15 protein-coding genes and 1 pseudogene are annotated in these 14,628 nt (G+C 57.3%); 7 read left to right on the forward strand and 9 right to left on the reverse strand.

The genetic code is table 11. The annotated features are described in order from the left end of the window. Nucleotides 1-84: 84 nt before the first annotated feature. Complete coding sequence (yiiM, locus tag OSH03_RS20170; RefSeq protein ID WP_266179915.1) at nt 85-759, reverse strand: 6-hydroxyaminopurine reductase; 675 nt, start codon at nt 757-759, stop codon at nt 85-87. A gap of 66 nt (nt 760-825) precedes the next feature. After that, a complete protein-coding gene (gene sodA / locus OSH03_RS20175; RefSeq protein WP_003861999.1) occupies nt 826-1,446 on the reverse strand; it encodes a superoxide dismutase [Mn] in 621 nt (206 codons plus the stop codon). 289 nt (nt 1,447-1,735) lie between these two features. On the opposite strand from sodA, the gene rhaT reads away from it, so the two are divergent. Further along, the gene (rhaT, locus tag OSH03_RS20180) at nt 1,736-2,770 is read left to right on the forward strand and encodes an L-rhamnose/proton symporter RhaT (RefSeq protein ID WP_061099597.1); all 1,035 of its coding nucleotides are present in this window, start codon (nt 1,736-1,738) and stop codon (nt 2,768-2,770) included. Here the strand turns inward: rhaT and rhaR are convergent, their stop codons facing one another. Together rhaR and rhaS are read right to left on the reverse strand one after the other, a co-directional pair. Next, nucleotides 2,771-3,619: an HTH-type transcriptional activator RhaR gene (rhaR, locus tag OSH03_RS20185; RefSeq protein WP_061096508.1), complete on the reverse strand. Its 849-nt coding sequence runs from the start codon at nt 3,617-3,619 to the stop codon at nt 2,771-2,773. It abuts the gene before it with no gap. Between the two features lie 72 nt (nt 3,620-3,691). Next, nucleotides 3,692-4,525 carry an HTH-type transcriptional activator RhaS gene (rhaS, locus tag OSH03_RS20190; protein ID WP_266179917.1) on the reverse strand — a complete coding sequence of 278 codons (834 nt, stop codon included), beginning with the start codon at nt 4,523-4,525 and terminating at the stop codon, nt 3,692-3,694. A gap of 301 nt (nt 4,526-4,826) precedes the next feature. Between rhaS and rhaB the strand changes: the two genes are divergently transcribed. The 4 genes from rhaB to rhaM all read left to right on the forward strand — a co-directional run bounded on the left by rhaB (nt 4,827) and on the right by rhaM (nt 8,906). Further along, the gene (gene rhaB / locus OSH03_RS20195) at nt 4,827-6,296 is read left to right on the forward strand and encodes a rhamnulokinase (RefSeq protein WP_266179918.1); all 1,470 of its coding nucleotides are present in this window, start codon (nt 4,827-4,829) and stop codon (nt 6,294-6,296) included. Continuing rightward, nucleotides 6,293-7,552, forward strand: coding sequence for an L-rhamnose isomerase (gene rhaA / locus OSH03_RS20200; RefSeq protein WP_266179919.1), 1,260 nt, complete (start codon nt 6,293-6,295; stop codon nt 7,550-7,552). The genes rhaB and rhaA overlap by 4 nt, the downstream gene beginning before the upstream one ends. 120 nt (nt 7,553-7,672) lie before the next feature. Further along, entirely contained in the window at nt 7,673-8,503 is an 831-nt protein-coding gene (gene rhaD / locus OSH03_RS20205; protein ID WP_266179920.1) for a rhamnulose-1-phosphate aldolase, read from the forward strand. 88 nt (nt 8,504-8,591) lie between these two features. Then, a complete protein-coding gene (gene rhaM / locus OSH03_RS20210) occupies nt 8,592-8,906 on the forward strand; it encodes an L-rhamnose mutarotase (RefSeq protein ID WP_266179921.1) in 315 nt (104 codons plus the stop codon). Between the two features lie 57 nt (nt 8,907-8,963). Here the strand turns inward: rhaM and OSH03_RS22215 are convergent. Together OSH03_RS22215 and OSH03_RS20225 are read right to left on the reverse strand one after the other, a co-directional pair. Beyond that, nucleotides 8,964-9,182: pseudogene (locus OSH03_RS22215) on the reverse strand (LacI family DNA-binding transcriptional regulator); the annotation flags it as partial. A gap of 17 nt (nt 9,183-9,199) precedes the next feature. Continuing rightward, nucleotides 9,200-9,748, reverse strand: a complete 549-nt coding sequence (locus tag OSH03_RS20225) for a helix-turn-helix domain-containing protein (protein ID WP_033146956.1) — start codon at nt 9,746-9,748, stop codon at nt 9,200-9,202. Between the two features lie 103 nt (nt 9,749-9,851). On the opposite strand from OSH03_RS20225, the gene OSH03_RS20230 reads away from it, so the two are divergent. Together OSH03_RS20230 and OSH03_RS20235 are read left to right on the forward strand one after the other, a co-directional pair. Further along, complete coding sequence (locus OSH03_RS20230) at nt 9,852-10,511, forward strand: AzlC family ABC transporter permease (protein ID WP_266179922.1); 660 nt, start codon at nt 9,852-9,854, stop codon at nt 10,509-10,511. Then, nucleotides 10,511-10,834 carry an AzlD domain-containing protein gene (locus tag OSH03_RS20235; protein ID WP_151412534.1) on the forward strand — a complete coding sequence of 108 codons (324 nt, stop codon included), beginning with the start codon at nt 10,511-10,513 and terminating at the stop codon, nt 10,832-10,834. Before OSH03_RS20230 ends, OSH03_RS20235 begins: the two co-directional genes overlap by 1 nt. A 42-nt stretch (nt 10,835-10,876) precedes the next feature. Here OSH03_RS20235 and OSH03_RS20240 read toward each other — a convergent pair whose 3' ends face one another. From OSH03_RS20240 to OSH03_RS20250, 3 genes are read right to left on the reverse strand one after another with little or no spacing between them, the layout of a single operon-like run. After that, on the reverse strand, nt 10,877-11,476 hold the full coding sequence (locus OSH03_RS20240) for a DUF1120 domain-containing protein (RefSeq protein ID WP_266179924.1): 600 nt from the start codon (nt 11,474-11,476) through the stop codon (nt 10,877-10,879). Then, nucleotides 11,467-13,893 (reverse strand): fimbrial biogenesis usher protein, encoded by a 2,427-nt coding sequence (locus OSH03_RS20245; protein ID WP_151412536.1) that lies wholly within the window; start codon nt 13,891-13,893, stop codon nt 11,467-11,469. Before OSH03_RS20245 ends, OSH03_RS20240 begins: the two co-directional genes overlap by 10 nt. 31 nt (nt 13,894-13,924) lie before the next feature. Further along, a complete protein-coding gene (locus OSH03_RS20250; protein WP_151412537.1) occupies nt 13,925-14,608 on the reverse strand; it encodes a fimbria/pilus chaperone family protein in 684 nt (227 codons plus the stop codon). Nucleotides 14,609-14,628 lie beyond the last annotated feature (20 nt).

Below are 14,628 nucleotides of genomic sequence, written 5' to 3' on the forward strand. Positions count from 1 at the left end.
TCACCCTAACCCTCTCCCCATAGGGGAGAGGGGACGTAAAACACCCCCGCCTCTTTGGGGTGTACGGGCCGGGGTGAGGAGAAGTTATTTCCCCCACAATCTCCGCGAATTATCTTCGATCTTGTTGCTTAAGCGCCGCTTCTGCATCGTTCTGGTCCAGCTTGTCGATAACCCCGCCGCAGACAGCAGGCGGTGATACTGCTCGTCGTCAAACGGCATATGCCAGGCAATCGCGCAGGCGTCGTAAACGGACACGTCGCTCAGGCGCGATACCAGCTCCAGCGGCGCATCCGCAGATACCTGTCCTGCCAGCACCACGCGGTACAGCCAGCCGGTTTTACCCGCGCTTTGCAGCTGGGCCGACATATCCTGAATCCCGAAATGGTAGTTGAGCTTGAAGCACGGCGAGCGTGGCTGCGTCACCTGAATCAGGGCGTCACCCCAGCGGTAGATATCGCCGATAAAGACGTTTTTCTCCTTCAGCCCTTCGGTCGAGAGATTTTCGCCAAACGCGGGCGCGACGAAGAGGTCCGCCTGCTCGGGGAATTCCGCTTTCCAGTGCTGATAGTGCTCGCGCGGATAGTGGCACAGCGCGCGCTCCGGCCCGCCGTGGATTTTCTTTTCGGCCTGCTCGTCACCCGCCAGCCCGAGGTCGGTTAACGTCAGCTCCCCGTCGACCTGAATTTTAGCGATGGCGCTCGGGCGGCTGCCGTCGTACTCCCTTACCTTGCCTGTAAAAACATTCACCGGGTAATGCATCTCAACTCCTTCAGATACAAAAAAAGCGAGTCATCAGACTCGCTTCTCACAGGCGTCAATGCAACCTTATTTTTTAGCGGCGAAACGCGCTGCTGCTTCGTCCCAGTTCACTACATCCCAGAACGCTTTGATGTAGTCAGGGCGACGGTTCTGGAACTTCAGGTAGTAAGCGTGTTCCCACACGTCCAGACCCAGGATTGGGAAGCCGGATGCGCCAGAGATCGCTTCACCCATCAGCGGGGAGTCCTGGTTAGCAGTAGAAACCACCGCCAGCTTGTCGCCTTTCAGAACCAGCCACGCCCAACCAGAGCCGAAACGGGTTGCAGCAGCTTTTTCGAATTCCGCTTTGAAGTTGTCAACGGAACCGAAGTCGCGCTCGATAGCCGCTTTCAGGTCGCCCTGCAGGGTGGTGCCGGTTTTCAGGCCTTTCCAGAACAGGCTGTGGTTAGCGTGACCGCCAGCGTTGTTACGCAGCACGGTTTTCTTGTCTGCCGGCAGCTGGTCCAGTTTAGTGATCAGCTCTTCAACAGGCAGGTTAGCGAACTCTGGCAGGCTTTCCAGCGCTGCGTTCGCGTTGTTCACATAGGTCTGGTGGTGTTTAGTGTGATGGATTTCCATCGTCTGCTTGTCGAAATGCGGTTCCAGTGCGTCGTAGGCATACGGCAGGGATGGCAGTGTATAACTCATAATCCTCTCCATTATTGTCGGGCGGCACAGCTGTTAATGCCGCGTAAGCAGTTGGTTCATTATAGTTAATTAAATGATATTGAAAATGATTATCAATGCCGTAGTTTTTATAAGGTTATTCGTTTTCTGATGAAGCGCGAAAATGTGAATCAGCTCACCCGTTTAACGCGTTGATTGCCATTCAAAACCAAAGTGCGGCAGCCTCCCGAAGGTGGCCATTCTGCTTAATTTTTACACTCATCGGGTCGGTGGGAAGCCATTGATCGATAAAAACGATGAGGACGTAAACATGAATCATGCGATTACGATGGGTATCTTCTGGCATTTGATAGGCGCAGCCAGTGCAGCCTGTTTCTATGCCCCGTTCAAAAAGGTGAAAGGGTGGTCGTGGGAAACAATGTGGTCCGTTGGCGGCGTGGTCTCCTGGATCCTGCTTCCCTGGGCCATCAGCGCCTTGCTACTCCCGGATTTCTGGGGCTACTTCTCCTCCTTTAACGCCTCCATCCTGCTGCCGGTATTTCTGTTTGGTGCCATGTGGGGCATAGGCAATATCAACTACGGCCTCACCATGCGTTATCTCGGCATGTCGATGGGGATCGGCATCGCGATTGGCATCACGCTAATTGTCGGCACCCTGATGACGCCCGTCCTCAACGGTAACCTCGACGTGTTGCTTAATACCGAAGGCGGCAGAATGACGCTGCTGGGCGTGCTGGTCGCGGTTATCGGCGTCGGGATCGTGACCCGCGCGGGCCAGTTGAAAGAACGCAAGATGGGCATTAAAGCCGAGGACTTTAACCTCAAAAAAGGTCTGCTGCTGGCGGTCATGTGCGGCATCTTCTCCGCCGGCATGTCGTTTGCCATGAACGCCGCAAAACCGATGCATGAGGCCGCCGCCGCCCTGGGCGTCGACCCGCTGTACGTGGCGCTGCCCAGCTACGTGGTGATTATGGGCGGCGGTGCGCTGGTAAACCTCGGCTTCTGCGTTATTCGCCTGGCAAAAGTTGAGAGTTTGTCGCTAAAAGCCGACTTCTCGCTGGCAAAACGGGTCATCATCGCCAACGTACTCCTTTCGACGCTCGGCGGCCTGATGTGGTACCTGCAGTTCTTTTTCTACGCCTGGGGGCACGCCAGCATTCCGGCGCAATACGACTATATGAGCTGGATGCTGCACATGAGCTTCTACGTGCTGTGCGGCGGGCTGGTTGGGCTGGTACTGAAGGAGTGGAACAACGCCGGACGTCGACCAGTGGGCGTTCTGAGCCTGGGCTGCGTGGTGATTATCATTGCGGCCAACATTGTAGGCCTCGGTATGGCGAACTGATTACGCCGCCCTTCGACTGTGATGACGCCACTGCACCGGCGTCATCCCCACCTCGCGGTTAAAGACCACCGAAAAGTAGTTACTGTCCTCAAAGCCGCAGCGCATTGCCACGTCACTGACCATGAGCTCCGTATGCTGGAGCAGATACTGGGCGTGGCAAATACGCAGCTGGCGCAAATAGTGATTTACCGTCATGCCCGTCTGGGTACGGAACTGCTGGCGCAGGGCACGCTCGCTGCACTGCTCCTGCTCGCAGAACTTTTCCAGCACAAAGCTTTTATTCAGGCTGGCCGCCAGTGTGGCAATCAGCTTATCAAGTCGCGTTTCCTGCTGCGTGGCAGAGAGGTTATCCGTCGCGTAGCGATAGCGTTTAAGCATCATGACCAGCTGCGCGAAGAGGATCTCTGACATCGGGTTAACCAGCGGATCGGTTTTAGCGCTCTCCTGTTCAAGCAGAGAAATTGCCTGACGAATAGCGGTCATGCCACTGCTGCTTAAGCGCCAGTGCGGTGAACCTTTCGCACCGTTAAAGCCGGGGATGCACGCGGCCCAGTCAACGTTAAGTTTGAGCCGATCGGGACAGTAGATAACGTTCTGTAAGACCAGGTCATTGACCGAGGCGTAGGCGTGTTTATCTTCGGCGCGAATGTAAAACAGATCCCCCCGGGTAATGCGGTAAGGCCGATCGTTGAGAATGTGCAGACCGTTGCCGCGCCACACCAGCACCAGCTCATAAAATTCGTGCGTATGTTCAGCAAAGACGTTTTGCGGGTAGCGATCCGCCACCGCAACGGCTTGTTCAGCGGAGGCAAAAAAGTCATCTTTGCGAAGAATTAACGGCGCGGCCACATCACCACCTCAACGGCGAAAACCTGACATTATTACCCGCTTTACGACAGCAAAACGTTGACTGGGCTCGCGTTACTGCAGTGAGGTGTCCTTTCCCTGGCGAATATCACGCGGAGACCAGCTGAACTCCCGGCGAAACAGCGTCGAAAAGTGGTTACTGTCGCCGAAACCGCAGCGAAAGGCGATGTCCGTGACGCTGTCATCGCTGTGGCGCAGCAGGTGGCGCGCTTTTATCAGGCGCAGACGGTTAAGGTAGCGCTGGGGCGTCTGCCCGGTTTGCTGCTTAAGCTGACGGTGCAGGGTGCGAAGCGACAGCGAAAAATGACTCGCCAGCGCTTCCCAGCAGATGTCCTCGGCAAAATGTTCCTCCAGCCAGATCATCAGCTGGTTCAGACGGGCTTCGCTACTCTCCCCCTCCACCGGGTTACTACGGCGTAACGCCACCAGCAGCTGCATAAACAGCATCTCGCGCGTGGCCATCGCGTGCATATCCTGTCCGTCCTGGCTTTGCTCCATCTGGAGCAAGATCTGGCGAACCTGCTGCAGTGTGGCCTGGTTCACGCGCCAGTGGGACGGATAATGCCCCTCCTTCTCCTGCGGCAGTAGCTGATGAAGCCCCGCAAGAAACTGGAACGCGTCCGGCGACCGGTAGAGCACGTTCGTCAGGCACAGGTTGTCGGTATGCTCATACAGATGCCGATCGTGGTCGCGCACGAAGCAGACGGTGCCCCCGCTGATGGTGTAGGGCTGACCGTTAAAGACGTGGATGCCCGTGCCATGTTCAACAATAACAATTTCATGAAAATCATGATGATGCTCAGGGAAAGCGGCCTGCGGGAGCCGCGGTTCTATCGCTACAGGCGAACCACCCGCCGGAAAAAAGTCCACGCTGTGCAGTACGGTCATAACGGCCCCCACCAATGAGAAAAGTTCTCAAAATAGTAAATAAGGCCTCTCATACTCACCTTAAATTTTCGGCAGCAAACGCCGCAAAACCTGCCTGTTTTTCAAGAAAAAGGCGGAAAGATCCGGAATTGCGGTCAGCGTCACACTGGCTGAACGGCGCGCTTCAGCGGGAAAGTGTGAACTCCCTCACGTTCATCTTTGCTTTCTTGCCAGCGCGGAATGGGGGCTGTCCGTGGCGAGAAGGTGGTCTTTTCTTCCCTTTTTTACACTCAGCGCTAATGATTTCCAGAAGGATTAGACCATGACCTTTCGCCATTGTGTCGCTGTCGATTTAGGCGCATCCAGCGGTCGCGTAATGCTCGCCACCTGGGACTGCACCCAGCGCACCCTTTCGCTTCGCGAAATGCATCGTTTTGCGAACTGCCTGCAAAAACAGGACGGTTTTAATACCTGGGACATTGACGGACTTGAGGCAGAGATCCGTACCGGGCTCAAAAAAGTCTGCGATAGCGGGATCCTCATCGACAGCATCGGCATTGATACCTGGGGCGTTGATTACGTGCTGCTGGACCGCAACGGCAATCGCGTTGGCCTGCCCGTCTCCTACCGCGACAGCCGCACGGACGGCCTGATGGAGCATGCCATCGCCCAGCTTGGCAAAGACAACATCTATGGCCGCAGCGGCATTCAGTTTCTGCCGTTTAACACGCTGTATCAGCTGCGCGCGCTGGTCGAGCAGCAGCCGGCGCTGGTGAAAAAGGTGGCGCATGCGCTGCTGATCCCGGACTACTTAAGCTACCGGCTGACCGGCAACATGAACTGGGAATATACCAACGCCACCACCACGCAGCTGGTCAACATCAACACCGATAGCTGGGATGAACACCTGTTGGCCTGGACGGGCGCCCCGCCTTCCTGGTTCGGCACGCCGACCCATCCGGGTAATGCGATCGGGCAGTGGCTTTGCCCGCAGGGGAACGCCATCCCTGTTGTCGCCGTCGCCAGTCACGATACCGCCAGCGCGGTGATTGCATCGCCGCTGGCCAGCAGAGACGCGGCCTATCTCTCTTCCGGCACCTGGTCGCTGATGGGCTTTGAGAGCAAAACGCCGTACACCAGCGACGCCGCGATGGCGGCGAACATCACTAATGAAGGCGGTGCCGAAGGGCGCTACCGCGTGCTGAAGAACATCATGGGACTCTGGCTGCTCCAGCGGATGCTGAAAGAGCAACATATTTTCGACCTGCCTGCGCTTCTCGCAGAAACCGAAACGCTGAAGGCCTGTACGTTCCTGATCAACCCGAACGACGACCGCTTTATTAACCCGGTGCATATGAGCGCCGAAATCCAGTCCGCCTGTTTCGAGGCCGGACAGCCGGTCCCTTCCCGTCCTGCCGAGCTGGCGCGCTGTATTTTTGACAGCCTGGCCCTGCTTTACGCGGATGTGCTGAGCGAGCTGGCAAACCTTCGCGGCAAGCCGTTCAGCCAGCTGCATATCGTGGGCGGCGGCTGCCAGAACCAGCTGCTGAACCAGCTCTGCGCCGATGCCTGCGGCATCACCGTGGTGGCGGGTCCGGTGGAGGCCTCAACGCTCGGTAACATTGGTATTCAGCTGATGACCCTGGACGAACTTTCAGACGTCGATGAATTCCGTTCGGTGGTCACCGCGAATACCCGCCTGACTACATTCATCCCCAATCCCTGCCATGAAATTGCCCGCTACCGGGCGCAGTTTCAGCAAAAACGTCTGACTAAGGAGCTTTGTGCATGACCACTCAACTTGAACAAGCCTGGGACCTGGCTAAACAGCGTTTCGCCGCCGTCGGCGTGGATGTCGAAGCGGCACTGCGCCAGCTCGACCGTCTGCCGGTCTCCATGCATTGCTGGCAGGGCGACGACGTCGCCGGGTTCGAGGATCCTGGCGGCTCGCTGACGGGTGGCATTCAGGCAACGGGTAATTACCCAGGCAAAGCGCGTAATGCCACCGAACTGCGTGCGGATCTGGAACTGGCGCTGAGCCTCATCCCCGGGCCAAAACGCCTGAACCTGCACGCCATTTATCTTGAGTCCGACGAGCCGGTCGCGCGTAACGAGATTAAACCGGAACACTTTAAGCACTGGGTTGAATGGGCGAAAGCCAATGGGCTGGGGCTGGACTTCAACCCCTCCTGCTTCTCGCACCCGCTCAGCGCGGACGGCTTTACGCTCTCCCATGCCAACGATGAAATCCGTCAGTTCTGGATCGACCACGTGAAGGCCAGCCGCCGCGTCTCGGCTTATTTTGGTGAACAGCTTGGCACGCCGTCAGTGATGAACATCTGGATCCCCGACGGCATGAAGGACATCACGATTGACCGCCTCGCCCCGCGCCAGCGCCTGCTGGCCGCACTGGATGAAGCCATCAGCGAAAAACTCGACCCGGCGCACCACATTGACGCCGTGGAGAGCAAGCTGTTCGGCATTGGCGCAGAAAGCTACACCGTCGGCTCGAACGAGTTCTACATGGGTTACGCCACCAGCCGCCAGACCGCCCTGTGCCTGGATGCCGGCCACTTTCACCCGACCGAGGTGATCTCCGACAAAATCTCCGCCGCCATGCTCTACGTGCCGCGCCTGCTGCTGCACGTCAGCCGTCCGGTGCGCTGGGACAGCGACCACGTGGTGCTGCTGGATGACGAAACGCAGGCCATTGCCAGCGAGATCGTCCGCCACGATCTGTTCGACCGCGTGCATATCGGCCTCGACTTCTTCGACGCCTCCATCAACCGCATCGCGGCGTGGGTAATCGGCACCCGCAACATGAAGAAAGCGCTGCTTCGCGCTCTGCTGGAGCCGACTGCCGCGCTGAAACAGCTGGAAGCAAACGGCGACTACACCGCGCGCCTGGCGCTGCTGGAGGAGCAAAAATCCCTGCCGTGGCAGGCGGTGTGGGAGATGTACTGCCAGCGTAACGACGCGCCTGCGGGCAGCCAGTGGCTGGAGAACGTGCGGGCGTATGAGAAGGACGTATTGAGAAAGCGCGAGTAACTGGCCCCTCACCCCTGCCCTCTCCCCAGAGGGGAGAGGGAGCAAACAATCCCCTCTCCCCTCTGGGGAGAGGGTTAGGGTGAGGGGAAACTCTCACCACGATAACTGGAAAAGAAAACTATGCAGACCATCACGACTTCCTGGTTCGTCCAGGGCATGATCAAAGCCACCTCTGACGCCTGGCTGAAGGGCTGGGACGAGCGCAACGGCGGCAACCTGACGCTGCGTCTGGACGATGCCGACATCGAGCCGTACGCCGCCGATTTCCATCAAAAACCGCGCTATATTGCGCTGAGTCAGCCGATGCCGCTGCTCGCGAACACTCCGTTTATCGTCACCGGCTCCGGCAAGTTCTTTCGTAACGTTCAGCTCGACCCGCAGGCCAATCTCGGCGTCGTGAGGGTAGACAGCGACGGCGCGGGCTACCACATCCTTTGGGGGCTGACGGACGAGGCGGTGCCGACGTCAGAACTGCCAGCGCATTTCCTTTCTCACTGCGAGCGCATCAAGGCTACCCACGGTAAAGACCGCGTCATCATGCACTGCCACGCAACCAACCTGATTGCCCTGACCTACGTGCTGGAAAACAGCACCGACTACATCACCCGCAAGCTCTGGGAAGGCAGTACCGAATGCCTGGTGGTCTTCCCGGACGGCGTCGGTATTCTGCCGTGGATGGTGCCGGGTACGGACGAAATCGGCGAGGCCACCGCAGCGGCCATGCAAAAACACTCGCTGGTACTGTGGCCGTTCCACGGCGTGTTCGGCAGCGGACCGACGCTGGATGAAACCTTCGGTCTGATCGACACCGCCGAGAAATCCGCGGAAGTGCTGGTGAAGGTCTATTCCATGGGCGGCATGAAGCAGACCATCACCCGGGAAGAGCTGATCGCGCTGGGCAAACGTTTTGGCGTTACCCCGATGCAGTCGGCCCTGGATTTATACGCGTAACGCAACAGGCGATGGGCGTCGACACGCGCGGGATGAGCGACGAAGCCGCCTGCCGCGATGAGGTCCGCGAGCTGTATCTGGAGGCATTATGATTCGTAAAGCGTTTGTTATGCAGGTCAACCCGGACGCCCACGAGGAGTACGCGCGTCGCCATAACCCTATCTGGCCAGAGCTGGAAGCGGTGCTGAAAGACCACGGCGCGCACCGCTACGCCATTTATCTCGACAAAGAGCGCAACCTGCTGTTTGCAACGGTGGAGATTGAATCGGAGGAGCGCTGGAACGCGGTCGCGAATACCGACGTCTGCCAGCGCTGGTGGAAACACATGCGTGATGTAATGCCGTCGAACCCGGACAACAGCCCGGTGAGTGCGGAACTTAAAGAGGTCTTTTACCTGGACTGATGCGTTAACGCTGCTGCCCCCGCGGCGGCGGCAATCTCCTGCCTGCTGCTCAGCGTAAACGCCGACACCATCGTAATCACCAGCACGAAGCAGCCCACCAGCAGGAACGGCACCTCCAGCGCGTGCAGCATCTTCAGGGCAATCACCTTTACGGCGCTGGGCCTCTGCTTCCACGCGGGCGCGCGTCTCGGCGGAGACGTCATCATATCCGTTGAGGGCGCGGCTAACGGTGGTGACTGACAGCCCCAGTTCTTTCGCAATGGCTTTGAGCGACATGAGTTTCCGTATCTCTGTTAGTTTTGTTCTGCCACCAGCAGCGCGTGCGTATCCGGCTCCAGCGCCTTAAAGATATGCGGCAAATCGGCGGGATAACAGATGTAATCTCCCGGACCGAGTTCTTCCGCCGCGTCGATCAGGCCGACTAACGCGCGCCCCTGCGTCACAATAATATGTTCAACGGACCCCGGCGGATGCGGCTGGGAAATGCGGTCTGCGCCCGGCTGGGTAAGCAGGAGGTATACGTCGCGTCGCGCGCCCGGCGGACATGCCGCCAGCAGAATCGCCTCGTAGTTAGCCTGTCCGGCAACCACTTTTGTGCCTTCACCACGGCGGATCACCTGCGTGGTCGGCTGCTGCGGCTCCAGCAAGCGGGCAAAAGGAATATCCAGCGCCACGCAAAGCGACCACAGCGTTTCCAGGCTCGGGTTACCGTTGCCGGATTCAAGCTGAGAAAGCGTGGATTTGGCGATCCCGGCACGGCGGGCAATTTCCGCCAGCGAAAGCCCGGTTCGCAGGCGTTCTCGCACCAGGCTTTTGGCGATCACGCTGATTGGCTGCGTCATAGAAACGGCCTCTATTTCTCTATAACGAACGATTCGTTCGTCTTGTAAAACGTTTTTGATGCGTTCATTATAATGGAAATACGTTCGATATGGCTAAAATGGTATGAAGAATCCCCTCTCTTGCCTGAAAGGCGACACGATAAAAGCAATCATCCTGGTTTGCCTCGCGGTTGGGGTGGTTGGGATGTCCTACGGCTCACTGGCGATGGCCTACGGTTTCCCGCTCTGGGTGCCGTTTGTCCTCTCCCTCACCGTGCTGGCGGGCGCATCGGAATTTATGTTTATCGGCATTGTGTCAAGCGGCGGCAACCCGCTGGCGGCAGCGGCCGCCGGTTTGCTGGTCAACGCGCGCCACGTGCCGTTTGGCGTGACGGTGCGTGAACTGGTGGGCAAACGGGGGTTGAGCTATCTCGGCTGTCACATCATGAACGATGAAAGCGTGGTGTTTGGCCTGTCGCAAAAAACGCCCGAGCAGCGTAAAGCGGCCTACTGGCTATGCGGCTTAGGCGTGGCGATCGTCTGGCCGGTGGGGGCGCTGCTGGGAGCCATGGTCGGCAAACTGCTGCCGAACCCGGAAACCATCGGGCTGGATGCGGTATTCCCGGCAATTTTACTCGCGTTAGTGGTACCCGCGTTTAAAAACCGTATCACCCTGATCCGCGCCTGCAGCGGCGCCGCGCTATCACTGGCCGCCGTACCGTTTGCCCCGGTGGGCTTGCCGGTGCTGCTCTCGTTACTCGGTCTCGCTGCGAGGAAAAAATAATGGGAAACATGACGTTTTTTATTCTCGGCATCGCCATTCTTTCTGCCGGAACCTACCTGATGCGGCTCGGCGGGGCAAAGCTGGGCAACCGGCTGGCGCTCTCTGAACGGTCTCAGGCGCTGCTTTCGGATGCGGCAACGGTATTGCTGTTTTCCGTCGCGCTGGCGACCACCTTTTATGAAGGGGAACACTTCGCGGGGATGGCGCGCGTGCTGGGCGTGGCGTTTGCGGTGTTTCTTGCCTGGCGCAAAATGCCGTTAATTGTGGTGATCGTCGCGGCGGCGGTGGTAACGGCGCTGCTGCGCCTGGCGGGGATCCACTAGGAGAAATGCCCGACAGAACGCGTCTGCCGGGCATCAGAGGGTTTATTGCGCAGGAAGGGTGTCAGCGTTTAGCGTCAGCGTCTCGGTAAAGTCCGTGGCATTGGTCACGCTGAACGCTTTTTCTGAAAGATAGGTCGTGACCATCATGGTCGCGGTGAACTGCTGGCCCGCCACTTCCGTGCCGTTAACAGCCGCCAGCGCTTTCTCGGGCGGCAGCGTCACCTGGGATGCCCCACCCTGAACGGCAACCGCCCCGATGTCGACCGCGGCCAGCTGCACCGCGTTGCCGTCTACCCGCCCATCCTTAAACGCGATCTTCATCGCACCGCTCTCCGTAAACCGATACGCCAGATTCTGCCGGGCTGCCCCGCTGATAGATACGCGCATTTTGCGCGTATCCGGACACAGTACCGAGACCTGGAACTCCCGCGTGACCGAGCCATAGCCGTTATAGACTTTGCCGACATGCTCGGCCGATCCCTTTTGCATATCCTCTTTACGGTAGCGACCATAGTCGACCGTCTTTACCGCAGACATCATTTCACACTGACCATCATCGGCGTGCGCTAGCGTCGGCATCCCTGACACCCCGCAGAGTAACGCAATCGTCAGCGCGTACTTCTGAACGTTATTTAGAGACATTTCCCTGTCACCTCTTCATAGAATTTATTCGGCTCCGTTTCTGGTAGGGTATACGTCAGCTTACAACGCCCCTTATCGAGCTTCGCGTAGAGCTGCTGGCTGGCGGAGATATCGTTAAGGAAGATCACGCCATCTTCTGGTGCCGTCGTGACGTACTCACCCGCTTCGTCCACAATGGAGACACCTTCCGGTAGCGGCGTACCGTCCGGGCGGCTGATAGCCAGCAGCACGCGGCGCTGGCTTAACGTCGCAAACTCCCACTTCGCTACGGCTCCGTGAGAAGCCTTGATCGCTGTCCTGCCGTTTCGCACATCGAGATTGCCCGGCAGACTTTCCGTGTTGACCTCAATAGTGCTTTCGCGGAACGGTGACAGAGAAGGGATTACGGCCTGGCCCCATTTGTCCGTCCATACCGGGCCACGCGCGGTACCAATCTCAATGCCTGCTACCGGTTTATCCAGTTTGGCGATGGCATACGTATCCGCCACGCGGTAAGGCGAGAAGGTCACACCATCGCCGTGTGCCACAATCCCGCCGCTCAGGGCCGCAGAATAGTTCGTGTTGCTGTCGTTATCGCCACCCGCCGCCAGCGCCAGGTTGGTGTAACGCAGATTGCTGTTCAGCGAAGTATCCCAACTGGTGGTGTTCCGATCATGATCCTGAGAGACGCCAACCATATACTGGTTCGTATCGTTGAGCGATCCCATTGCGCGCGTGCCCCAGGAACTATTCCCTTCACTCTCACGATACCAGGAGCTGGTATTTACGCCCGTACGTCCCAGTGGGATCGACACGTTCACATAGAGCATGTCGTTATCGCTGTCGTCGTGACGGCTGACGTCAGACTCCCAGTTCACGCTCACGTTGAAGTATTTAAAGGTCTGTGACCATGACGTAATAAAGCGGCGGCTGTCGTATTCGCTGTTCCAGCTCTCATTGCGGTAGTAGCTGAGAGAGAAACGGCCGAGCGTGCTGTTAGACCAGTTGATACCCACGCTGGTGTCATATTTGGTTTGCGATATATCGTCGTCGTCACCGTACAGCTCCGTCATCTCGCGGTAATCCGGCGTGCCGTAGCTGCCGCCCATCGAAATGCCGATCCCCCATGGCAGAGAATACCCCAGGTCGAGCGTCGTTTTGTTGCCGTCCGTTTGCGACTGGTTATCTATCGACGCCAGAAAACCGAGTGAGGCATACAGGTTCTGCACCGGGACGGTATCCAGGTTGCCGGAGAAACCGTAATAGTGGTTATCCGCCATCACCATTCCGGCGAGGAAATTTACGCGCTTGTTGATGGACCAGCCGTTATTGGCAGACACCACCCACGGCTTTTCGAAGCGCGAACCCATGTCGTCTTCAACACGGCCTACCGCCATGGTAAAGCCCGGTGCACGGCCCACGTGATTGCTGCGGAAAGTACTCGCCGACACGGTAAAACGGTTTTCGCTGCCGTCTGTCTCGGTCACCGTTACGTTCAGGTCGGTGTTGAGGTTAGCCAGCGGTACGTCATCCAGGTTAAACGGCCCGGCAGGGACCAGCGTCGAGTAAATCAACTGTCCGCCCTGGCGGATATCCACACGCGCCTGAGGGTTGCGGGCGATACCGCTTACTTCCACGCCCGTACCGCCCTGCGGCTGGAGGGCGTTATCCGGCATCATCTGTACCCCATAGATAGACGGAATACTGAAGCGACTGCTGGCCACGTTAATCTGGCCGCCCTGCACCATCACGCCATAATCGGCAAAGGTGCGCTGGGCGTAGGTATAAGAGGAATCGACATCAAAGCTCTGATCGCTGCCGTCGCTGATGAACTGCGTGCTGCGCACAATCCAGTCCCCGGCGTTAAAGCCCATTTCGAAGGTGGACTGGAAACGGTCGGCGTTTTCATCGTCATACTGGTTATGGGTGCCGAACATGGAATAATTCAGCATTGCCGCACGGCCACCCTGAACTTCCGCGAACTGGCGTCCGAAATCAGGATCCAGCGCTTCCGGTGGAACCACGACCGATATCTCTTCGATATCCGGGGAAGACTGAATCGTCGAGCCGGACCAGTATTGATGAATTTTTGGGCAATCACCGCGTCTGGTTTTTTTAATCAGACCCGCATTTTCCAGAAACTCGTCATCAATACAGGGCGTACCTTCCTCATCAAACTTCACCGGCATCAGCGTTCGCTTATTCCCGTTAATATTCACGGTTACGTTATGGTAGCCGGGCGTAAAACGCGGTGCCATGGAGTAGTATTCAGCAATCGCAGGGTCAAGGCCCTGGTTTTTTAATGCGTCTGCATCGAATATCGCTCTCGCCAGTTCCATCGGCTCGTTTGCGGTAGGGTTTATTTCCGCACGAATGCTAAAAGCCAGCGCCGAAAGGCAAAACGCCAGCATTCCCTTTTTACAGGAAACCGTTAACATAACTACTCCATGTGTTGTTATATTTTTGCTATTATTTCAGCTCGGCAACATAACTCTGCGCTTTGTAGCCATAACGCGTTGCCGGTAATATTTCAATTTTCTTATCTGAAGGCGCTATTTTCCCTCTAATGCTGAGCGTTATTTTCTCGCCGGGCAATATATAGGGTTTAGGGAACTGAGCAAGGGAACCTGATGGCAATAATTTTGCTTTTTGCTCCATGCGCACAACGTAAGGCGTTTTATTCTCGACAATCACGCTACCGTTATTTACCTGCCAGGTCAGATCTTTCCAGGGCTCCAGATTGAGCGCCAGCCCTGCCGGGCGAATAATCACGGGGAGGTTCTGGCTAAAGGTTACTTTGACTTTATTTTTTTCGCGCTGCGGAATAGCGGTGAAGATAACGCGTTTTAAATGCTCCACCTTCAGCGGTTCGGCGCTGTTTTTCAGCACAAAGCGCACACGCTGGGTTTTGCCCGCGTCCACGCGCACCACCGGCTGCGTCACAATCAGGCTGGGTTTTGGGTCATCTGGCAAGTCGACCAGTTTGGTATACAGCAGTTGCGCGTCAGCATCCGTATTTTTGACGTCCATGCTGGCACCCTGCTCGTCTTCTTTCACAATCAGCAGCGACGTTTCTGGCACCATTCCGGCGGCCAGCGTATTAAACGAGGCTAAGAGGCAAGCGCAAATCAGCGTTCTTTTTAAAAGCAGCATAATATTAGTCCATTAATATT

The sequence above is a fragment of the Enterobacter nematophilus genome, from assembly GCF_026344075.1.
Lineage (GTDB): Bacteria > Pseudomonadota > Gammaproteobacteria > Enterobacterales > Enterobacteriaceae > Enterobacter > Enterobacter nematophilus.

Bases quoted from the DNA above. Each gene is read 5' to 3' on its own strand.
- yiiM (WP_266179915.1), bottom strand. From the start codon at position 759: ATGCATTACCCGGTGAATGTTTTTACAGGCAAGGTAAGGGAGTACGAC.
- sodA (WP_003861999.1), bottom strand. From the start codon at position 1,446: ATGAGTTATACACTGCCATCCCTGCCGTATGCCTACGACGCACTGGAA.
- rhaT (WP_061099597.1), top strand. From the start codon at position 1,736: ATGAATCATGCGATTACGATGGGTATCTTCTGGCATTTGATAGGCGCA.
- rhaS (WP_266179917.1), bottom strand. From the start codon at position 4,525: ATGACCGTACTGCACAGCGTGGACTTTTTTCCGGCGGGTGGTTCGCCT.
- rhaB (WP_266179918.1), top strand. From the start codon at position 4,827: ATGACCTTTCGCCATTGTGTCGCTGTCGATTTAGGCGCATCCAGCGGT.
- rhaA (WP_266179919.1), top strand. From the start codon at position 6,293: ATGACCACTCAACTTGAACAAGCCTGGGACCTGGCTAAACAGCGTTTC.
- rhaD (WP_266179920.1), top strand. From the start codon at position 7,673: ATGCAGACCATCACGACTTCCTGGTTCGTCCAGGGCATGATCAAAGCC.
- rhaM (WP_266179921.1), top strand. From the start codon at position 8,592: ATGATTCGTAAAGCGTTTGTTATGCAGGTCAACCCGGACGCCCACGAG.
- OSH03_RS20225 (WP_033146956.1), bottom strand. From the start codon at position 9,748: ATGACGCAGCCAATCAGCGTGATCGCCAAAAGCCTGGTGCGAGAACGC.
- OSH03_RS20230 (WP_266179922.1), top strand. From the start codon at position 9,852: ATGAAGAATCCCCTCTCTTGCCTGAAAGGCGACACGATAAAAGCAATC.
- OSH03_RS20235 (WP_151412534.1), top strand. From the start codon at position 10,511: ATGGGAAACATGACGTTTTTTATTCTCGGCATCGCCATTCTTTCTGCC.
- OSH03_RS20240 (WP_266179924.1), bottom strand. From the start codon at position 11,476: ATGTCTCTAAATAACGTTCAGAAGTACGCGCTGACGATTGCGTTACTC.
- OSH03_RS20245 (WP_151412536.1), bottom strand. From the start codon at position 13,893: ATGTTAACGGTTTCCTGTAAAAAGGGAATGCTGGCGTTTTGCCTTTCG.
- OSH03_RS20250 (WP_151412537.1), bottom strand. From the start codon at position 14,608: ATGCTGCTTTTAAAAAGAACGCTGATTTGCGCTTGCCTCTTAGCCTCG.